Source organism: Bacteroides sp. D55t1_190419_B8, from assembly GCF_015558905.1.
Lineage (GTDB): Bacteria > Bacteroidota > Bacteroidia > Bacteroidales > Bacteroidaceae > Bacteroides > Bacteroides vicugnae.
The window spans coordinates 26,719-50,010 of the sequence record NZ_JADMOU010000025.1; the positions used below are offsets into that span (position 1 = coordinate 26,719).

Consider the following 23,292-nt stretch of genomic DNA (forward strand, 5'->3'; position numbering starts at 1 on the left):
TTATAATTTAATGTATTAGATATCTTTATAGTTGATACCTTTCAGATCCATGAATCTCTTCAATGCTTCCAGATAATAGTAGTCAGCATAGTTCAGTGGAGTGTCTATTTCAGAACCATTCGGCAGTGAACCTACGGAATGCATCAAAATGAATCCTTGATTGTCACCCACTTTTGCGAGATATGCATCACTTGACAAACTTTTCAGAATCTTTTCTGCATAATCCAGATATTTCTGTCCGTCGGGAACCATCGTACTTAGTTCGATCATTGCAGAAGCAGTAACAGAAGCGGCCGATACATCACGTGGAGTTTCTTTGGTTACAGGAGCATCATAATCCCAGTAAGGAATAGCATCATCCGTTTTTACGCGGTTCATAATCATATCAGCTATGTCCTTTGCAAAGTTCAGGAATATGCTGTCATTCGTTTCGCGGTAGCAAGCGGTATATCCGTATATAGCCCATGCCTGTCCCCGTGCCCATGAAGAGTCATCGTTCTTGCCTTGGAAAGTTTGTTTGTTTTCCACTGTTCCGTCGTTGTTATAGCTTACTACATGCCAGCAAGTATAATCCGGGCGGAAGTGATTATGCATTGTAGTCATGGCATGCTTGATAGCGATGTCTTTATATCTATTGTCACCTGTTGCTTTTGCTACATTGAACAGAAGATCAAGGTTCATCATATTGTCGATAATAACCGGGAAGTTCCATGTTCCGAAATCCCATGAGCGAATAGCGCCGATGGAATCGTTGAAACGACCACAGAGGTTATCGGCAGTTTCTTTCATCACTGCAGCGATTGTATCGTTAGGTGAAAGACGTTCTGCATTGCCGTAACTACAGTTGACCATAAATCCCAAATCATGTGTACCTTTATAATAACGCACCGGATTCAGAAGATTTGTATATTCGATTGCTTGAGTTTTCAGTGTGTTGTTTCCTGTCAGTTCGTATGCATACCATAATGAACCGGGGAAGAAACCACTCGTCCAGTCATAAACGTTGCAGAGGCGACGTTTGCCTAGCTGGTCAGCAGTGGGTTGTGCGCGTAGTGAATCCTTAAATGTTAATGAATCTCTTTCCAACTGGCGGCAAAGGAAATTCATGTCATAGCCGGTACGGATGGAACGTGGCAACATCCCTGTACCACTAACCTCTTCAGCGGAAAGTTGTAATTGGGCAGAAGCTACATCCAGTCCTTTTTTTATCCAACTGTAGTCTTCCTTTGGGGTTGTCTGGCACGACACGAGTGCAATACTAACCGAAGCAAAGAGAACAAGTTTCTTTTTCATGTTATTCATTTTAAGTGATTGTTTTTAGAAGTTTTGTACTGATGCAAAAGTATGCGAACTATTTTATTTTTAATGATACGAATGTTGAAAAGGACATTGAAACAGATTTTAGACTATTAGTTTTGTTGAAAAAACTATTAATTTTGTCAAGTATGTCCTTTTAAAGGGGATTTCAGCCCTATATTTTATCATTTGAATGAAATCTTTTTCTTTTCACCTGCATTGAAATGAGTCTTTCTTATCATATCTTTGTAGACAATATTAGTGGTTTGTTCATACGGGCTAGTGACGTATGCAACAGTTATTTTACCTTTTTTCCATTCCATATCTACAGTAAATCCTCCTCTTGCTTTTAGTCCTTTTATATTTCCTTTTTCCCATGTAGGAGGTAAAGCAGGAAGTAGATGAATATTTCCCTTATGGCTCTGCAATAGCATTTCAGCAATACCGGCTGTTGCTCCGAAATTTCCATCGATCTGAAAGGGTAGTGCATTTAACAGATTACGGTATAAACCTCCTTGATTTTCAGCTTTAGTGTCAGAATCAACATCATTAATTAGATTACTTAATGCTTCATAAGCTTTTAAAGAATTGTACAAACGTGACCAAAGAGAAATTTTCCATGCCATGCTCCATCCGGTTGTTTTATTGCCGCGGGCGTTTAGAGATTTTCGTGCGGCATCAAATAGTTCTGGAGTATTATCTGTAATATCGCATCCAGGATATAATCCGAAGAGATGTGATACATGTCGGTGCTGGGATTCATTCTCCATATATTCTTTATCCCATTCCAAAAGTTGCCCTTTACTACCGATCTGATATTTCTTCAATTTGTTTACTTTTTGGGTTAATTCTGCACAGAATAGAGAGTCTGTCTGAAGTATTTTTGATGCATTTATTGTATTTGAAAACAAAGAACGGATAATTGCTATATCCATTGTGCTTCCCTCGCATACAGATGCAGAAATACCATCTGGCATAAGATAAGCATTTTCAGGGGAAGTACTGACTGGGGTTACCAATTCTCCTTCACTGTTTTCTACCAGCCATTCCGAGCAGAATGTTGCTGATCCTTTTAGTATAGGATAGTATTTCTTCAGGAAGTCTATATCTTTGGTATATAAATAATGTTCCCATATATGATTACATAACCAAGGACCGGACATATTCCAAAAGAACCAGTATACAAATCCGTCTGATGGATAGGCTTCTCTCCATATTGAAATGTTATGGTGGACAGCCCAACCATTCAAACCATACATATCGCGTGCCAGATTTTTTCCTTTATCTGCAATTTCTTCTATGAGTTTGAATAATGGTTGATGGCATTCAGACAGATTAGTGACTTCTGCCGGCCAGTAATTCATTTCCAGGTTGATATTCAGAGTGTATCCCGAATTCCATGGAGGTAATACCTCATTATTCCACAATCCTTGCAGGTTTAGAGGTTGTCCTTCACCACGTGAACCGGCTATCATTAAATATCGTCCGAACTGAAATAGTTGTGTGATAAGTGTTTGATCCTCTTTTTTCTTGAAGAATTTTAGTCGTTGGTCTGTAGGTATATTTTTTAGTTGTTTGTTCGTCTGAAGGTTGAAAGATACCCGCTTAAATAAGGATTGATAATCAGTTATATGCTCTTCTTTTAACTTTTGATACGAGTGCTTTTCGCTTATTTTTCTATAATTATTAATTTCTTGGTGTGGGTTCTTACCTTTCTTACTCGGACTTTTGTGTAGTCCATTGTAACTGGTAGCAGCATATAATACTAATGTAACCTCGCTGCAATCTTGCGCAATGAATTGGTTGTTCTCTATCACTAACTTCCCATCTTTATGGCTTGAAAGGAGACATGCTTCGAAAAAGGTACCTTTTCCACCCAGTTCATTTCCATAAATTACTTGCTTTTTTTGTATGACATGTCCCGTTTGGTCAAAGTATTCCGGATGCAATCGTTGAGTATTGAAACGCTTCATGTGTTCTATATCTCTTCGTTGGGCATGTGCAGGAGCTTGTCCTTTCAGATAAATAGCTTGCGAGTCGGAATCTAGGGTTACAGGATGCGGTGATTCTAAATGGGCAGTGAAATTTAATACTGGTTTAGAAGCACTAAGGTGAATAATAATGGCCTGTGCCGGATACGAAGCGAATACTTCTCTTCTTATTGCTATGCCATTTTGTTTATAAGAAGTACTGACAATAGAGTTATTCATATCCAACGAATGGATGTAATCAGTGATCGCTCCTTTGGAAGCGAATTCTATATAAAGATCTCCAAAAGGCTGGTAAGCTTCATTAAGTCTGCCGATCCATTTTTGTTGTATGATATTTCCCGCTTCTGTATTTTTTCCTTCGTTAAGCAGTTGGCGTATATGCCCAAGATCAGATGCTACATTTATATCCTTTGGTGTTTCAGGTTCCCCACTATAGAGAGTGTTTTCATTAAACTGTATTCTTTCTTTTTGGGGTTCTCCAAAAATCATGGCTCCAAGACGTCCATTGCCTACAGGTAATGCTTCTTCCCATACTTTTGCAGGTGATTTATACCATAATGTCAGGTCACTCTGAGCATTAGAATCTAATATATAAAAGCAAATAAGCAGTAATGTTATTAATCTATGTTTCATATCAGATATTGGTTTGATGTAATAAAAGAGTGTAGTTTTTTCCCCGGATAGTGGAGATGGTTACGTAAGTTTTATTTTTCTCTTTGTCATGAGATACCTTTATCGACTTTTGAAGGCATTTAACATTATATATTCCATTGATTGTTAATTGCGTATTGAAAGCTTTTTCCTCCTGTACAACATCTTCTTCGGTTAGTAAGCCCATGTGTGCACGTGATGCTCTCCGCATATCCGGTTCACAGATGGAAAGTCTGAAAGAATCGTTCTCTTCTTCTTTTTCTAATATGTAAGAGAGAGGAATATTTACTTGAGTAACCAGTTGCTCGGTATATGTTTTTAGAGGATTGAATAAGGCACCACAAATGATACCTGCCGTTTTGTGACGAATGATATGTGCATCATTATCCTGAGCTACTATCTCTATCGGACTATGATTTGATAAAAGTCTTTTAGCTGTTTTTTTATTTTTTTGCTTCAGTATGTAGTATTGGTATTTAGCGTCTATAGCTGGTGCTCCATGTTCTATATAGGCTCTTGTGTGGGTTCCTTCGCAAAGAGTCCGTACAGCTCCTCCTTTTACTACATACATGAGTGAAGGATCTGTGAGAATATACCCTTCATCTATTCTTTCTTTACTTGTGTTTTTATCAAATGATTGAAATAATGTTGTAATTGTAGGGTATCTTTTGTCTTTGGTTTGGATATCTGATCCCAGACAGAGCAAAAAGTCTTCAAATACAAAAACGGACTTGTTAGCCCGGAAGGAATTGTCATAAGTAATATCATGCATTCTGAAAGAAAACATTGCGCTTTTTTTAGAACCATGGACACCCGTGAGGAATGTCTCGTCTGAAAAATTGCGATGCCCGGAACTTGATCCGCCTTTATCTTGCAATACATATTCCGGTAATACTTTTGTAGTAGCCCCAGGGATATAGTTCCAGTCGAAATCACTCTCTTCCGGATTGAAAGACTTATATTTATTCTTTAAATCAAAATATTCTATTTGACCATAGGATAAATAACGTCCCTTTGTGTTTTCTGTTGCTGAAGACTCAAAATCCCAAATATAGCGGCTGAATCCTTTTATGTTGAAATGGAATAAACTGTCTTTGGCAATCAATAGACCGGAGTAAGGCATAAACAATGTCCCATTGACTTTTTCTTCTTTGGAAATGGAAGTAGATGCCAATTGGGTTAATAATTCAATTTCTCCTACTGTGCTGGTATATGCGAGGTTGGAGTTTACATTACTTACGTAGTTTGTTATAGCTTGTCTATTACTACCAGACTCCAGAATTCGTTTAAAAGCAGCTGTTAATTCCTTGTCTGGTTCCTTATATGATAAAGATACATAAGCAAATGCAGGTAACAGTGTTTCTAAAATTTGTTGTCCTTTTGGGAAACGCCCTACGGTTCCGGCAGGTACATTTAAACCGGCACAGAAGAAACGAAAAGTTAATAAGCCTTGTTTCAGATTATGTAAAGTTGATTCGGATAATGCATAAGGAGTGTCATGTAATAAATAGGCTATTAATGCTCCTGCATAAAGTGCATGAGGATAATAGGCACTATTATAGGGTCCTCTATGATGATAACCGGAAAAGTCTGGTTTAAATGTTCCGAAGAATCCGGGAGCTATTCCTAAAGCATTATCCATATAATTTTTAAACGCGGTCAGTGCGACTTGCTTTTTTTGTTTATCGTTAATAGATAATGCATAAATGAGTTTGGGAATAGCCAGTGCTCGTAGATTATCTGCTACCTCTCCGGCATTTGCCGGAGTTTGATAGCATGTACCAAACATTGTAAACCAGTTTAAAGTTTGAAGTTCACGTTCCAATAACTCGGGAGAAAGTTGCTCTTTTAACAGAAAAAATGAGTGGAAATAGCCGGAACTTCGTAGTTTCTCAAAACATAAAGTCCCCATCCCGCTACCGTCTGCCCAGCCTTGATCATTGAACCAGTCATAAATATAAAGCACTTTTTTTAGACTCTGAACGTTTTGATTTTTTCGATAGTCAAGTGCCAATGGAAGCAGTATGTTTTCATTAATCGTACGGAATTTCTTCAATTGCTGCCCTTCTATAGTAGTAGGGGCACCCATTGGAAACAAGGGTTCTCCTTTGGGGGTATTGTCTTCATTATATTGTATCTTAATTTTCTGCGCAGCTTTGAGACCGGTTCGGATAAATACTTCTTCATTGTCTTCTCTCATCTTTATCCATTTGTCTGATGATTGTTGTCCGCTTCCGAGATACCATGTCGTAAGTCTGTCTGCGATAATCTTTATTTGTTGATCTTCAGCAGTAATAATTTTCTTTACTTGAGGTGTGGTGTTTCTGTAGCTTACAAAATCAGAGACTAAACTATAATCCTTACGGTTAACTTTATATTGCGCATCTGACATATTTTGCCAGGAAACTTTTGGTGTAAATTCTAAATAATCAATGAAAATGACCCCTTCTTTTGTCTCTTGTGGGAATTGCATTTCAACAGACTTTATATTACTCTTAAGTGGCATATTCATATCTCCTTGAAATTTGGCCCAAATACACCGCCAGCCTTTAAAATTGAGTAGAAAAGGAAATCGACAGACTTCTTTTTCATTAGTATCTTTGAATGAGAAAATTAGATGTTCGTTGATGGGAAATTTATTATAAATCCATACATTAATCCCTCCGTTTTTACTTTGGCAAGCTTCAGAAATTCCGGACGGTGATTGAAGTGTAAGGATTGTTCCTTGTTTCCAGTTGATTTGGAGTGATTGGTTGCCTAATTTGTATTTTTCAGCAGAGATATTAAGTGTACCTTTATTTATGCTCCAATCTCCGGGGATTTTGTTATCCTCAAATGAATAGATTTGAGAAAAAGCAGATTGGCTGGTAATAAATAATACAAGAAGAGAGATTATACAAATATTCTTTTTCATGGTATGTGGAAGGTGAGGGGATAAATGAATAATTATGATGAAAGCGCTACAGGAAAAAATAGTTTTTTTCTATAGCGCTTTCATTACTATATGAAGGTACAATTAGTTACCATCCAGGGTTCTGATTAAACTGAGTACACAAGTCCATCTCTTGTTGTGGTATAGGAAGTAACTCGTTTTTGTTCTTCTTAGTGTAGTCAACGCATACATAATATCCATCGCCGCCACTATACCAGTTTACCAAGTCTTGAGCTGTCTGTTTGATGCTTTCGTAGTAAATTCCCCAACGAACCAAATCTTGTCGGCGGTGTCCTTCGAATGCCAATTCATAAGCTCGTTCATTACGTACGGCTTTTTGGAACTCTTCATAAGACATACCGAATAAATCCGATTTACTGTTGTCTGTATCTACCGGAAGTCCGAAGCCACGTCTACGTACCATATTAATGGCTCTGTATGCATCATCTGTCGGACCTTGTTTCCATTCATTCAAGGCTTCTGCATATAGAAGTAATACATCAGCATAGCGCAATATATACCAGTTGATGTTGGAAAGATTGGCATCGATCAGGTAGTTGGCACTATTAACGTAGTCTTCTGTATCCCATTTTCTCGGACATACATTATCAACGTATGATTTCTTCAATGCATCTTTAGCATCATCTTTGATGGCGTCTTCAATATTACCACTACTGTTTATCACAATCTTCACTCCATCTTCACCGGTATTAGTGGACTTACCATATTTATAATCCGCAAAAGACAATCCCCATCTTTTATCGCTTTCACGATCTTTCCAGTCGCGTAAAAAAGTAGGAATGACACGCCAGTTACCAGCATTACGAACGCCTCTAATACCACTTGCTTGTACTCCGTTCCATTTTCCAATACGTCCGCAAGGATCATTGGCTGATACTCCGGTAACAGTAGGAGCATAGAAACTTACTTCAATCAAGCTTTCTTCTTCGTCCCAAACACCATTACAGGTGTTTTTCCATAATTGTTCGTAGTCGTCGAGCAAATGATGTTTGCCCGACTCAACTAGAATTTTTGCAGTTTTTGCAGCATCTTCCCATTTGCTTGTATCATGAATGGGATAACCTGCCCAAGTGGCATATACTTTGGTTAACAATCCTAATGCCGCACCTTTGGAAAGGCGGAAGCTATTATCGGAACGTATATTATCATCTATTGCATATGGCAGATTATCAATGGCATATTGCAAATCAGCTTCTATGAATTTATATACATCTGCAGGATCAGCTTGTGTGAAAGTAGATGGATGTTGTCTGGACTGTTCTGTATTGGTAATCAATGCTACATGTCCGAACCAGCGTACTACTTCGAAATAGTATAGGGCACGTAGACAACGTGCTTCCGCCATATAAACTGCTGCCTTTTTATAATTAGTTTCGTCATAGGTACCTATTTTTTGCTGCAAAGATTCGATAAAATCATTTGCACTATAGATAGCACTGTACAGGTTTGCCCATGTAGTTGCGATTTCAGTCTGGGAACTGGTATAAGCGTTTGATGGAATAAGACGAAGTCCATCAGTACTATTACCCGTTACTTTAGCAATGTCACTGGGGATGGTGAAATAAAGCGATAAATGGAAACCATATATGCCCTCCTGAACCATATTGCGATATACACCCAAAAGCACATTTTCTGCTTCTGTTGCATTATTCATATAGTTTCCTTTCTCAATCTCTGTATAGCTGGTTTCATCTAGCGAACAGGATGAAACTGCGATTGCACAGGCTAATGTGCACAAGTAGTATTTGAAATTTTTCATTGTCTTTTTCTGTTTAGAATTGAACCTCTACACCAAATGTAAATACTCTGCTCTTAGGATAAGCTCCCCAGTCAAACCCAGGCATAAGTGGACTGCTTTTCATGTTCACTTCCGGGTCATAGCCGCTATATTTAGTCAGACAGAATAAATTCTGTGCCGTACCGTATACACGCAGGCGGTTAATGTATACTTTTCTAGTCCATTTATTAGGGAAAGTATATCCCAATGTGATATTCTTTAAGCGTAAGAATGAACCGTCTTCGATGAAGCGTGAGTATAATTCATATTTCACATACCCTTTAGCAGAAGGAACGCGATTGGAAGCATGTGTCGGAGTCCATCGGTCAGCTACTTCTGCCAGTTGGTTGCTGCGTTCGTCTTGCGATTGTGTATTGAACATACGAGTCGCATTATAAATATCATTACCATATTGGAACTGGAGCATGAAACTGAAATCAATGTTTTTGTAATTGAAGGTGTTGGTGATACCTCCATACCAGTCTGGCTGACCATTTCCAATAGTTGTACGGTCATCTGTTGTAATGACACCGTCTCCATTCATATCTTTATATTTCACCATACCTGGTTCAACTGTTTTTCCTGCATGTTGGCTTATGTCTGCAATTCCAGGTTTCAGTTGCATTGTTCCATCAGGTAACATGTTGAAGTCAGATGTTTGATATACTCCATCGAAAACATATCCATACATTTGTCCAAGAGAAGAACCGACAATTGAAATATAGTCATTTCCATTGAAGTTACTGTTGAATTTAGTTGCCGACTGTATGTATGATGTTCCGTCTTGCAATGCTTTCAATGTATTTTTAATGAACGAAATATTGAAATCGGTCTGCCATAAGAAATTGCGGGTTCTTATGTTAGTAGAATTGATGTTCAATTCAATACCCTTATTCTCTATTTTACCAATATTCTGCCATTGAGAATTGAATCCGGTTACATAAGCTAATTTTTGTTCAAGCAACAGGTCTTTTGTATTTTTTAGAAAGAAATCAGCAGTCAAATTCAGGCGATTTTCCAAAAGACCTACATCAATACCTAGGTTAGCGGTAGTAGAACCTTCCCACTTCAGATTTTTATTAGCCAACTGTTTAGGATCCAGCACTGTAACCAGTTGTTGACCTACTCCATATTTGCTTGATGTATACAAGTCCATTGACAAATAGTTTGTGATACGGTCATTTCCTACTGTACCCCATCCAAGGCGGAGTTTCAAATTTGATATCGAAGTGATATTTTTCATGAATTTCTCTTCTGATATACGCCATGCTGCAGAGAATGATGGGAAATATCCCCATTTGTTTTTTGCAGAGAATACGGTAGAACCATCAGCACGAATCGTCGCTGTAAATAGATAACGGTTGTCAAAGTTGTAATTTCCACGTGCAAAGAAAGATAATAGCTTTTTATCGCTTCTTGAAGTAGATACACTACTAGGGGTAGCACCGATTCCAAGGTTATCGTTACCTAAATTTTCAAATGGGAAATCTTTAGCTTGTCCATATAAAAGTTCAGAGCTTCTGAATGCGAACTCATGTCCCAACATAACATCAAATGAATTTTTCTTATTGATTTTATGTTTGTAAGTTAATGTATTACTGCTCTGCCAACGCAGGTCTTTCTGCATTTGTGTAGAACCATAAACACCTCCACTACGGTATGCTTGGCTTGACTCTGCGCCATAGAAGATGTCTCTCCTTGTATTAGTTGTATTGTAAGTCGCTGCGGCTTTGAAAGTGAGGTTCTTCATCAACTGAATACTTAATGATGCATTAGCTCCCCACAATTCTGCTTGTCTCCAGTCTTTTACAGCTTCTGCTTGTTTGATTGGATTGATTTGTGAGTAAGTTGCGTTTTCACTTAATTCCAATGGATCAAAAACGGAGTTCAATAGCTCTTCGTTGGTAACACTATTACCCCCTGTAGGACGGAATCGAAGAATGTTGGATAACATATTCAGTGTTCCTCCTGTTCCTGAAGTACCGATACCTTCTTTTACAGTATTTGCATAGTTGATTGTAGCATCGAAAGTAATAAATTTATTAATCTTTTGATTGATACGTAATTTTGCTGAATTCTTTTTATAACCACTATTCTTAAAAATACCATTTTCATCGAAATGTGAGAATGAAGCAGCATATTTAGTTTCTTTTGTACCTCCACTGATACTAAAATCATGGTTTTGAGACCAAGTCGGTTTGAAAGATTCACCTTGCCAGTCGATACCTGGGTCGGTCAGATAATCCTCCAGTGTTTGATGGCGGTAGGGATTTCCATCAGAATCGTTTCCTTCCTGATAGTAAGTTGTACCATATTTAGTTGGATTGAGTTCCACCTGTAATGCTGCAAACTCGTATGTACTAAGCATATCCAGTTTCTTTGGAATGTTACGATAAGTGGCAGAACCGTTATAAGTAATAACAGGTTTTCCTTCCTTACCGGATTTGGTTGTAACCAAAACAACACCGTTGGCTGCACGTGCACCATAAATAGCAGAAGCGGAAGCATCTTTTAAAACTTCAACTGATTCGATATCAGAGTTTGCAAGATAATCAATATCACCAACTTCAAAACCATCGACAATATAAAGTGGGGAAGAGTCTCCATTTACTGTGCCGACACCACGAATCTTGATGTCGAAACCTGAACCGGGAGTACCATCCGATTGAGTGATTTGCACACCGGCAATTTGACCTCCAAGAGCTTCCACTACAGAACCCGTTTTGAAACCTTCTATGGATTTAGCTGCAACAGAAGAGACAGAGCCTGTCAGGTCGCTTTTTTTCATGCTACCGTAGCCAACTACAATAACTTCATCTAGCATTGCATTGTCTGGTTCCATCTTTATATTCAGGTTTTTAGTACCTTTAATTTTAATCTCCTGATTTTTGTAACCAATATAGCTGATAATTAATGTTGCATTATTATTGGCTTTAATAGAGAATTTTCCATCAAAATCTGTAACTACCCCTTTTTGAGAGTTCTTAACTTGAACCGTTGCTCCGATTAGCGGAGTATCCGTTTCGTCGATAACCACACCGTTTACAGTGATTTCCTGGCCAAACGCAGTGATTGCAATCAAGAGAGCTAAGAGGGTAAGATACCCTCTTTTGCTCAATGTATTAAAGTTTATATTGTACATATTTTTATTAGATTTAAATTAGAAACTTTCATCAAACCAAATAGCTAATGGGAATATCTGGTTTTTGGTTGTAGCGTCATTTGCAAGGTCATTCTGTGTACCGTCAGTGACGAAAGACATTCTTCCGATAAATACACCATTGGCATATACTCCTTCCGTATCTTTCCATTTGCCCGGATTGATCACAACAGATAAATCTTTGTTATTAACATATCCTAAAGCTTGGTTCGTATTTTGAGAATTGTCATAGTAAGACATAGGACCTCTGGCACTATAATTAGGTGTTTTTCCTATTGTATTATAATATGTTGTCCATAAGCCATACATGAAACTACCTGCAGTTGATTGTATTCCGTCAACATGATCTCCTATGAAGCTGTAATAATAGAAATCTCTACGATAGTCCATCAGGAATTTGGTGTAGTCTGTATAAGGTGAACCACTTAATTTTACTACTGGAGCTGGCGTCGTACCACCCTTAGCTGGATTCATTTTCACTGCGAATGGAGTATATTCAACGAATATATCGTTCTTGTCTTTGTTTTGTCGTATAAAGACAGGTACAGTTTTGGAGACAGCCTCTTCACCTTCACCTACTGTTGCAGTGACAAAGAGCACACTAACACCATAATTACTATTCCACTTATTTTCACTAAATGAAAGTTCTCCTGTTTCTGAAATAGTAGTACCACTTAATGCAGTTGTATTTTGTATCTTAACTTCCCATTTAACCGGACGTCCTTCTGGAATATCTGTTTTCGGAGTTAATTTTGCAGCCAAGAGTGTCGCTTTTTTATCATAATCAAATTGATCTGCATAATTCTCTTCAGGAGTAAGTCCTAAATTGTTTCCATAGCGTATGAATGTGAAATTATTAGGATTTCTTGTAATGTTCAATGTAAAGGTTGCTGTTTGCTCACTCTTGTTGTTCTTGGCTTTTACTGTAATAGTGTATGTAGCTACCTCTATTGAATTACCTTTCTTAGCCGAAATAGCACCAGTTACCGGATCTATATTCAGTTTATCGGTCAATCGGGAGTCTAAATCAACGAATGAGTATGTAAGTTCGTCTCCATCCACATCTTCCGGAGTAATTTCAAATGCTACACCTTGTACCTTTTCTTGATTAGCATATTGAAGTTTGGTGATAGGATTGATAAATGCCACTATATTAATAACAAAAGGAGTTTCATCGAAATCTTTGCTACCGTATTGATTAGTTGCTGTAACGACTACACTATAACTATTGTCGATCTCCAGTCCATTCTTACCAGCAAGTGTAATAACACCGGTTTGTTCATCTATAGTGATGGCAGAGGTTTCAGGTGAAATAGATTTAATCTTATATGTCAGTCCATCTGTTGATCCTTTAAGAGTGGGTACACTAGATGTAAATGCTTCATCTTTCTCCACTTTCACAGAACTGGGATTATATGTTAACGTGAGAGGACTGGAAATGATCTTGAATGTAACTGCATTTTCATAAATACCAGCTCCTGCTTCTGTTGTTAACTTCAGATTCAATACGTATTTACCTGGGAGTATTTCTCCTTCGTACTTGTCATTAACCGTGATTTTTCCGGTTTTGGAAATGGCAAAGTATTCTTTTCCTTCTTCTTGAATGATTTCATACTTGCTAATGTGTACATGAGTTCCTTCTTCTGTCTTTACCTGAGCACTGGCTGATTCTTTATAAATGTCTGCAAAATCAACTGTAACTTCACTAGGATCTACCGATATACCATCTGGAACCGGTGCTAGCATATTTACTGTTATTACATCCTTGAACTCATAATACTTGCCGTTAGATATACAAGATATGCTAATGCAGTAAGTACCAACAGGTAAATTATCCGTATCAGTTAGCTTTATGGCTCCTGTGCTTGGATCTGAAATCTGAAAGCTACTCGTTTCATATACTTCTCCATTGAGGGTAACACGAGTAATAGCAAAATCTGAGGGAGTACCTCCGATGTAAGTAGGCCCGGACATATTAAAGTTCATAGAGGGACCTATGTCAGTAACGCCGGCATAGTAGATCGCAAACTTCGTAGAGTCCGTTGTCTCAGGATCTGTACAAGAGATGCCTGTGATACATAACCCTATTGTCATTAAGATTGCAAAGAATCTTGAAGTCAGGTTTCGTAAATTAGATTTCATTGTTCTTAGATATATTAATTAAATTATAATGTATAGGATAACTCGTATTTTTGTCCATCGATAGTAACTTCGACTGAAGCGCCATTTTCATGGAATGTACCTGCGCTTGTTTCTGTATTATCTATGAATTTGGCATCAATATTTATCTTTTCAAAATCAGCTACTGTTTTGAATGGATAAATCACAGTGATGAAACGTGCTGCGCCATTTTCAGGTTTTGTGATATTTACCCGATAAAATCTGCGTTGGGTCTTTTCTTCTATTTTATTCGAAGTATAGGCGGTGCTATTGGTAGCACTGTAACCTGTCTTAGTCTCAACAAATGTTTTGAATAGCATATTATTGTTATCTGTAAATAAGGTATGAGCTCCATATTGGTAGTTTGCACTTTTATCGTCAATCGCTACGTCTTTGGTGTCCGGGCATAAATTAAAGCTTAAATTCACAGAAGGAGTGGAACCTTCTCCATAACCTTCATCTACAAGAACAAAGAAGGTATTGTCTACAAAGAACACAGCACGGCGATGTGTTAAATCACTATAAGATTTATTTTCTGTAACGAGAATATTAGTTCCTTTTCTAGTTTCTTGTTTCAGAAATTTTCCGCTCATATAACCTTTTGCTATATCCTTTTCTTCTCTTGTCATTGTATTATGCATCTTGGTTGCTGCAAATGCTGCACGATCGGCATTGCTGGATGATGTTCCTCCGTATGTATATACCCCTGCATCCGGGCAGAAATTCCGACCGTTCCGGTAAAGCCCGAATGTTCCATTATCAGCTTGACAGTGCCACTTATTTTCCGGATTATTGTTATTCTTCAGAATCATCATGGTTGCACTGCTTTCCCATCCGCTACGTAACATATAATATCCCGAAGCATCGTAGATTTGAACCAGTTCTGTAGGTTTCGTTCCTTGTTTTCCTTCAGTTGCCATCCATTGTATTTCTTTATCATCAGGAAACATTTCCATATATTTCTTGAAGTTTTTCAGCAATACGTTTTTAGTCCATGAAACAGAACGCGTGTCGTTGAAATTATCTATAGTGTAGTTGGGATAAATAATATCCACTACAAAACGGGCGGCTTTCTTAAGCAGTTCTGTATAATTGGAAGGAAACAAGCTAAGTTTATTATTCAATTGGGCTAGCTTATAAATGCTATATAAGTCATTAACAACCCCTATATGATAACTGGGGTCTAGTTCGACCTGTACTCCATCTGCAAGAAATTGTGCAGTTACTTGCTCGCTGATTTTTAATGAACCTTCATTCAACCACTCTGTTGCGTTCTTGAATTCTGGCATTAACATTCCTGCAGTTGTAACAGCTTGTACTTGAGTTACGTAGATATTACTTCCATCCGTGAAATAATTCTTGCGAATACATTCCACTTCATCTGCCAATGCAGTTAGGAAAGTAGAAAGCCATTCGGGAGTAAAATTCGTTGATTGGATGAAATGAGGCATAATATTAATCTGGTCCAATACTCTTTCAGCAGGTTGAAGCCCATACCACTGTACAGCATCTTTATCTACGGTACCTTCGGGGCAGGGGAATGTATTTAACCAGTCATTATATACTGTTATCCAAGAAGAAATGTAATTCTCATTCTGATTGACTCTGTATGCTTTGGCTTGGGGAAGCATCCATTGGTGACGATGGATCTGTGATTTAAATTCCTGATCTGTCATTCCACTAGGGATATAACTCCAGTCTATTTTTCCATCTTTTTTAAATGAATAATAAACTTCATTTCCATTAGCATCTACTGACTCTTTGAAATTGCGCACATAAAAACGACTATCCAATGCTTGATCTGCTATATTTTGCTCAAAAGCTGTTATTGATGGATTAATCAGATTTATATTGGGATTGTTGATATCGGATCTGTTCCGATAATATTTTAATAATTCATATGCAGCATAGTAATATTCGTTTGCTTCATAATATGATTTTACTTTTTCCAATCCCGGATAATCAAGGTTGATTACTTCAAAAAGCCTTGCGTTAAGTACATCATTCGGTTTATTATTAGGAAGTGACTCAATGTTTCCTCCTTCTTCTGCCCCCAGAATATTTTCATCATCTGTGCATCCTGTAAATGAAAGCAGAGCGAATAAACAAATAAAAAAGATGTTCTTCATACTTTATTAGGTTTTAATTATTAAAAGTTTTATTTTACTGTTTGCAAATATAACTTGATTATTTATTGCGAGCGATTCGTCTTGTTCAAGCTTTGTTCAAAAATGATTTTTTGATATTAATCTTGTTGAATCATATGTTATTTTTGTCTAATAATGGGGATTTAACTCTATGATATAGACTATTAGATATCATAATGCCATCCTTTTTAGGCATAGTTTAATGCTGTATTTGGGATAATTTTAGGTGTTAGATTGGACAATTTTCAGCCCAAAGCAATTTTGGGATGATTTTATAATTGGGGAAATAACAAAATTTTGTGGCACTCCTTGTGGGTAAATTAAGACTTCCTCTCCTTTCTTTAAATCGATTTGATATGTGTTATCGAATGAGTTCACTGTAAAGGTTCGTTCTCCCTTGAAAATAGGATTAGGCATATCTGTTGTTATTATGCAAGGTTCACCTGCTAAACTTTTTATATGAATAAACTGCGTCTTTCCATCTTTCCGGCTGGCAGATACCTTAAAAGCTCCTTCTGTGCGTAGGCCACAGTATGCAACATCCTGCCATGTATCAGGAACTGCAGGGAAAATGCGAATCTTACCACCCCAACTTTGTAAAAGCATATCATGGATGCACTGCGCACCAGACAGAGGTGTCTCGATAACGGGACCGCTTTCTTTATACATGGTGGTAGGGCTAAGGTATTTACCAAATAATTTATTTAGATATGTAAGTGCATCGTTTCCTTTACCGATAGCAGAGGATATGGAGGATGCGCCTGTACATGAATAACCGAGCAGGGCTTTAGGTTTACTTTGCCAGAAAGCCAATGATTTCTCTATAGTTTCGATATCGTTCGGTTGTTCTTTATTGATAAGGTATAGAGGGTAGATAGCAAGCAAATGGGAGTAGTGTCTATGAGAAAAAGCATACGGCATATCTTTTCCGATAAGTAACCCGTTCTCATCCATAGGATATGGAGTGAGGTTAAGGAGAACATTTTTCCATGTATTAATTAGCGGATCTTGGATCTTTAATCTATGCGCCGATTCTACTAATGTCTGGCATCCCCAGCGGAGTAATGCAAGATCAAAATTGCAGTCTTCAACGACGTCATATTCGGGTGAGTAAGTTGTAGGAAGATGCAATTTTCCGTCGCTTCCTTGTTTTAAGAAATGCAGATAATAGTTGATTGACTCTTTTAGTAGTGGAAATAATTTGTGTCTTAATACGTCGTCATCCATCTTGTGGCGATAAATGAGCCAGAGATTATGACAAGCCCAAGGAAGTAATCCTACTTGTGCCTTGCCTTTTCCCGGAATTCCAACTTCACTTGTCATACATTCAAGATTGGAGGCAACTCCGATACCTAATGAGTTATGGCGATACGGAGCAGGGATGTTAAGGCGTAATTGATCCACATGATTATAAAGAGCATTTTCTAGTGAAGCTGCTAAATCCAGATGATCGGAGGCGTTCAGAGCCCAATATGTGAGTTGCACATTCAGATTCCACCAGGCATTTGGCCACGGTGTTTCTGTAAGCCATGGACCTGTATTATCTATTAAAACACGGTCACCACGAGTAGCAGAAGCCAGTTTATACATTTGAATCCAGTAGAAATTTTCTTTTTGTGCCTCAGGCAGTGTAATGAAGCTGGATGGATAGTAGTCATTCCACCATTTCCGATGCGTGCATTGCAGTGAATCATATCCTTTATGCATAGCATTCTGAATTTCTGTTTTGCATATTTCATTGGAATTGTTTTGAGGATATGTATGGGTCAGGTTTATCCATAGAGTCCGTTCTTTTTTAGATTGTTGAGTCTCTTGCCAGCCTACTGTTGTCTGACCTCCTGCTAATAACTTTTGAACGGATAAACTAATATTCCCATTTCGACTGATTGTTGGTGCAGGGTTGAGCTCATAATCTTGAGGTATTTTATTAGTTTGTCCCCGTCTCTTAAAAATGAGATAACGTGGGCTATTAGCTTCGGCAGCTATCCATTCCCATTTAAAATTATTTTCATCTCCTTCGGTAGTTGCTTTCACTATGATAATCATGTCATCAGCATGGACAATCGTCTTTAAATGAATGACTCCTTTGGTTGTTGTTATATCTGTTGATGCTTCGGCATTCCAAAGATCAAGACGCATTTGCCCGCTGATAATTTCTCCTTTAGGGCGTAATGCGAAATGTCCGGTGAGCAGCCTGGGGATTCCAAAAACGTCTCTTTTGGCACGGTGATCGTGTACATCACAGTTCCCTGTTTCTAAGCGTATGTAGTTTTCCCCGGGTTCTTTATAGATCATTAATCCTAGTTTCCCATTACCTAAAAAGGGGGAATCATACCAATATTCAGGCAATTTTTCCCATATCATATCTTGTTGACTCATAAATTGGGGCCAGTCAATATCTTGTTTTATAATTGTCGGGTGGGCATTCACAAAAAGAATGCTGGTCAATGATAAAAGTAGGTAGGAGTACAATTTGTTTAAAGAATTCATAGTATACTTTTTTTGTTTTTTAATTAATGATGATCTCTCTGCAAATATATGGAGTATGACAATTTTACGACTATTGGTATTGTTGAATAGTCTTTCATTTTTGTCTAATGTTTTTGTTTGTATGGGGTAAAGAATGTATTTCTTCTTTAAAGGTTGAAGATTTTCGGGAATTAGCTTTCAGTATTCGTTATGTAGAATATTACTCCTTTTAGATACAATAATGATCTTATTGGCTACTTTTAAGTAATAGCTTCCCTATTGATATTAATTTCATTGCCTAATGAGTTTTCGTTTGACTTAAGTCGAACGATAGTTTAACTAAAGTCAAGCGTTCGTTCAACTATAGTCAAACGAAAGCTCGCTTGGTAATAAGATAAATAATGCTAATAAGAGAATAAATTGAAAGCTGCATAGTAATGTATTATTGTCAGTAATAGCATTTTATGTTCTTTTCCGAACCGAAATGAACATAAATCTCAAGCCAGCAGATTCATATTCGGAATTCACTGATTTATCCTTTTATTTTCTTAATATACTCCGTAGGCAAACATCCGAAATACTTCTTGAAACTCGTAGCAAAGTAAGAAGGTGTATTGAAACCTACCATTGTGCTGACTTCTGCTATCGTGTAGCGACCATCTTTTAATAATTTGGCCGCTTCATTGAAACGGATCTTTCGTATAAAGTCAATAGTCGATTCGCCTGTAATAGCTTTCAATTTGAGATGTAGATTAGAACGGCTCATGTTCATTTCTCTGGCAAACTCGTCAGTAGAGAATTCAATATTATCCATATTTTTTTCTACAATGGCTACGGCACGTTTCAGTAAGGCTTCATCCATGGCGTTAAACGTAATCTTTTCCGGTTCCACTTCCAGAGATTTAGAATACCGTTCAAGCATACGTCTGCGGGTACGCATCATATTCTGTATCTTCGTAGTCAGGATAGCCAGCGAGAATGGTTTCGGGATATAATCATCCGCACCCATTTGCAGACCTTCCATCTGGTCTTTGACTTCGCTTTTAGCAGACAGGATAATCACGGGAATATGACAGGTACGGATATTTTGCTTCACATTCTTACATAATTTAATACCATCCATCACAGGCATCATGACATCAGTTACAATGATGTCAACTTCATTGTCTTTCAGTTTTTCCAAAGCTTCTTCACCATTCCCGGCTTCCAGCGTATTGAAAAGTTCGGCAAGTCCGCTACTAAGATAATGGCGGATTTCATTATTGTCCTCTACAATAAGAATAGTGCCACGCTTCTTGTCACCGGCTTCGATCGTTTCGCTTTCGATCTTTTCCGTATCAATGAAATACATTTCTTTCGAATTGGTGGAATATACCTGACCTTCCTCATTCAGACTGTCATTAGAAGCCAGTTCGGAGGACTTATAGGTATTTATGTCTTGTGGCAGATAAACAGAGAAAGTGCTGCCTTTGCCCTCTTCACTGTCCAATTCGATACGGCCATGGTGTAATTCTACCAGACGTTGTACCAATGAAAGACCGATACCACTTCCTACGTGCTCACTCTCTATCTGATAAAAACGTTCGAATATTTTTCCCTGTTTGTTGATAGGAATGCCGATGCCGGTGTCACTAACCTGCAGTACCAGCCAATTATTCTCCTCTTTCAATGTCACAGTGATGCTTTGACCGCTTTCCGTATATTTGAAAGCATTTGAAAGCAAGTTATTAACAATCAGTTCCAGATAATTAGGATCAAAAAGTTCCTCTTTATCTTCCAATTCAGAATGGAGAGTATAAGTAATCTTTTTGTGGCGTGCCAGTTTATCATAGAACAAGAAATTATCTTGTATTAGTTGATGCGCATTCTCTTTCTTAACTTTCAACTCGAAAACTCCCAATTCGGCTCGGCGATAATCCATCAGTTGGTTCACAAGATGTAGCAGACGATTAGCATTACGTTGGATATATTCCAGTTGATTACGAGTCCAACGGTCACTGATCTTATTGATTATTTCTTGTAAAGGAGCCAAGATAAGAGTCAACGGCGTACGAAGTTCATGGGAAATATTGATGAAGAAGCGCATCTTCATCTGGTTGATTTCTTCTTGATGCTCCTTGTCTTTGCGCTCGAGCTCCAGTTTTGCCTCCATGCTCTTCCGCATCCAGAAGAAGCGGAAGACGAAAGTGATAAAGCCGATAAAAACAGCAAGGAAAAGCATGATTGCCCACCAAGTCTTGTACCATATAGGGAGAACTATGATTTCCAACATTGTAGGTACGGTATTCCATTTTCCGTCACTATTAGCTGCTTTCACCAGAAAATGATAAGTACCTTGCGGCAAGTTGGAGTAGGAGACAGTACGTTTGTCTGTCAGATAATACCACTCTTTATCATATCCTTCCAATTTATAAGCGAAAGTATTGTGTTGACCTGAAATATAGTTGGATACCACAAATTCAATAGTGAAAGCTGTTTGCCATGATTTTAGCGTGATACTTTCTGTTTCATTGATATTCTTAGTCAGGATACCGGTTTCATCATCCGGACGGACTGTCTTGTTAAACAGTTGAAGTTTAGTGATAACTACCGGAGGAGTGTAAGGGTTGTCCAGTAGGAGTTCCGGGCGGAAAGTTGTGATACCGTTGATACCCCCGAAGTACATTTGCCCATTAGAGGTGCGGCAGAATGAAGAAGTATTAAACTGATTACTCTGCAACCCGTCGGATTCCGTAAAATTACGGAACTTCTCTGTCTCCGGATTGAAACAGGAGATACCGCGGTTGGTGCTTACCCAGAGACGCCCGAAGGTATCTTCCAGAATACCGTAGACCACATTATTGGGTAAACCGTTAGCTGTTGTATATCGTTTGATTTTCTTCTCTTTTTCATTAAAACTGTAGAAACCTTCACGCGTACCTACCCAAATGATGCCATTGGCAGCTTCATAAATGCAATTGGTAAACATCTTTGTTACAGATGATTCCGGAAGAATAGGAGCTTTTTCTATTTCGATCCCTTCCTGCTGAAAGACTGATATACCTTCTTCGCCACCGATCCAAAGACGTTTACGGGAATCTCTGAACAGGATTGTGATTCGTTGTGAAGTAAATGGCGTACCGTCTTTTTCTTTATCTATGGTGGTAAAGCTCCGTTTCTCCGGATTAAAACTAACCAGCGCACTTAAAGTTCCTAATAAAATACTACCCTCCTTGTCAGGAAGAATGGCATATACATTTTCATTGACCAACTGGCTATTCAGCTGATTAAAACTTTCCATTTGTCCACTGTTACGGTGGAGAACAGTCAGACCACCCGCATGTGTTCCTATATATACAAGTGATTTTTGTTCATCTACATATACGGCTTTGATATTGTTGGAACCAATACCGATTTCCCGTTCGTCTTCCTGTAGAATATAGTGTGTAAATTGTTGTGTCTTTGGGTTATATAGATTCAATCCACCATCATTCGTTCCTATCCATAAGTTCTTATTCTTATCTTCGGTAATGCAACTGACTACATTGTCACTTAAAGAATTCTTATATGGAATACGCTGAATATTCTTGAATCTGTTGCGGATCGGATGATAATAATTTAGTCCTCCGAAATATGTTCCAAGCCACATTCCGCCCTGCGAATCCATAAAGATACTGCGGACCGAACGCTGTGACAGACTCCCGCTTTCTACCGGACTGCTGCTATAAGAAACGAAAGAATCGTTTGCTTCATGATAAATGTTTAAATCATTGAATGTTCCTATCCATAGGCGATTTTGCGAATCCAGTGCCAGGGAACGGATATAATTGGAACTGATACTTTTAGGATTGGAAGAAGAATGATGATAAGCTTTTACTTTTTGCGTTTTCGGATTGAGTAGAAGTAGACCGGCTCCTTCGGTAGCTATCCAGATGCGGGTAGGGGATTGCTGTAAAATGGCCTGAATCTGTTTAGTTCCTGTTATCGGACTAATTTTCTCCAGTTTCTTTTGGGGAATGGAATAGCTGTAAAGCCCGTCAACAGGGGTACCGATATAGATAATATCACCATTCCGGTAAAGAGCAGAAGCCACTATCTTATGCATGGCTGTGCTAAAAGAATCATCAACGAATCGTGATTCTTTAATATCGAACATAGTCAGACCTTCCTGTGTACTTATAAGCAACTGCTCAGGCGAGATTTCTGCAATACCATTGATTTGCTGTTTCTTGCCTTTTTTCTCATAGAAGAAATTCCTGAACTTGTCTTTCTCTTCGTCATAATATGACAAACCATCCCGTGTACCGATCCAAACCCGTCCCTGACTGTCGGTCTTTACGATTCGGGAAATATCATTAGCGATACTGTTCGGATCATCTTCATTATGCTGATAAACTGTAAATGAATACCCATCGTACTTGTTTACTCCGTCATAAGTTGCGAACCACATATTGCCTCGTTGGTCCTGATCGATAGAGAATACGGTACTTTGTGACAATCCTTCATTAATAGAGATATAGGAGAAGTTGATTTGCTCCGGAATATCAGAAAAAGCATAATTAACTCCTGCACATAGAAAAAGTAGACAGATTGTTATTTTGTTAAGGCTGCTCATTATTAGTTCATAAGATTAATAATGGCATCAAAGATAGTGAAATCTTTGATATACCCCATGAATTGACCGGAAAACTATACAATCTTTCCGCCCC

Annotated in this window: 9 protein-coding genes; all 9 read right to left on the reverse strand. The window is 38.1% G+C overall.

Translation table 11 applies throughout. From position 1 onward, the window contains the following. Window positions 1–15 precede the first annotated feature (15 nt). The 9 genes from I2I13_RS18375 to I2I13_RS18415 all read right to left on the reverse strand — a co-directional run bounded on the left by I2I13_RS18375 (window position 16) and on the right by I2I13_RS18415 (window position 23,198). Window positions 16–1,302 carry a DUF4995 domain-containing protein gene (locus tag I2I13_RS18375; RefSeq protein ID WP_195650159.1) on the reverse strand — a complete coding sequence of 429 codons (1,287 nt, stop codon included), beginning with the start codon at window positions 1,300–1,302 and terminating at the stop codon, window positions 16–18. Between the two features lie 179 nt (window positions 1,303–1,481). Further along, on the reverse strand, window positions 1,482–3,920 hold the full coding sequence (locus I2I13_RS18380; protein WP_195650160.1) for a glycoside hydrolase N-terminal domain-containing protein: 2,439 nt from the start codon (window positions 3,918–3,920) through the stop codon (window positions 1,482–1,484). A gap of 1 nt (window position 3,921) precedes the next feature. Then, window positions 3,922–6,852: a chondroitinase family polysaccharide lyase gene (locus tag I2I13_RS18385; RefSeq protein WP_195650161.1), complete on the reverse strand. Its 2,931-nt coding sequence runs from the start codon at window positions 6,850–6,852 to the stop codon at window positions 3,922–3,924. A 106-nt stretch (window positions 6,853–6,958) separates the two neighbouring features. Beyond that, a complete protein-coding gene (locus tag I2I13_RS18390; RefSeq protein WP_195650162.1) occupies window positions 6,959–8,650 on the reverse strand; it encodes a RagB/SusD family nutrient uptake outer membrane protein in 1,692 nt (563 codons plus the stop codon). A 13-nt stretch (window positions 8,651–8,663) separates the two neighbouring features. Beyond that, window positions 8,664–11,810: a TonB-dependent receptor gene (locus I2I13_RS18395; protein WP_195650163.1), complete on the reverse strand. Its 3,147-nt coding sequence runs from the start codon at window positions 11,808–11,810 to the stop codon at window positions 8,664–8,666. A gap of 18 nt (window positions 11,811–11,828) precedes the next feature. Beyond that, a complete protein-coding gene (locus I2I13_RS18400) occupies window positions 11,829–13,970 on the reverse strand; it encodes a surface glycan-binding family protein (protein WP_195650164.1) in 2,142 nt (713 codons plus the stop codon). Between the two features lie 23 nt (window positions 13,971–13,993). Continuing rightward, window positions 13,994–16,117 carry a heparin-sulfate lyase HepC gene (gene hepC, locus I2I13_RS18405; protein WP_195650165.1) on the reverse strand — a complete coding sequence of 708 codons (2,124 nt, stop codon included), beginning with the start codon at window positions 16,115–16,117 and terminating at the stop codon, window positions 13,994–13,996. A 240-nt stretch (window positions 16,118–16,357) separates the two neighbouring features. Further along, window positions 16,358–18,625, reverse strand: a complete 2,268-nt coding sequence (locus I2I13_RS18410; RefSeq protein ID WP_195650166.1) for a glycoside hydrolase family 95-like protein — start codon at window positions 18,623–18,625, stop codon at window positions 16,358–16,360. 511 nt (window positions 18,626–19,136) lie between these two features. After that, window positions 19,137–23,198, reverse strand: coding sequence for a two-component regulator propeller domain-containing protein (locus I2I13_RS18415; RefSeq protein WP_195650167.1), 4,062 nt, complete (start codon window positions 23,196–23,198; stop codon window positions 19,137–19,139). Window positions 23,199–23,292: the final 94 nt, after the last annotated feature.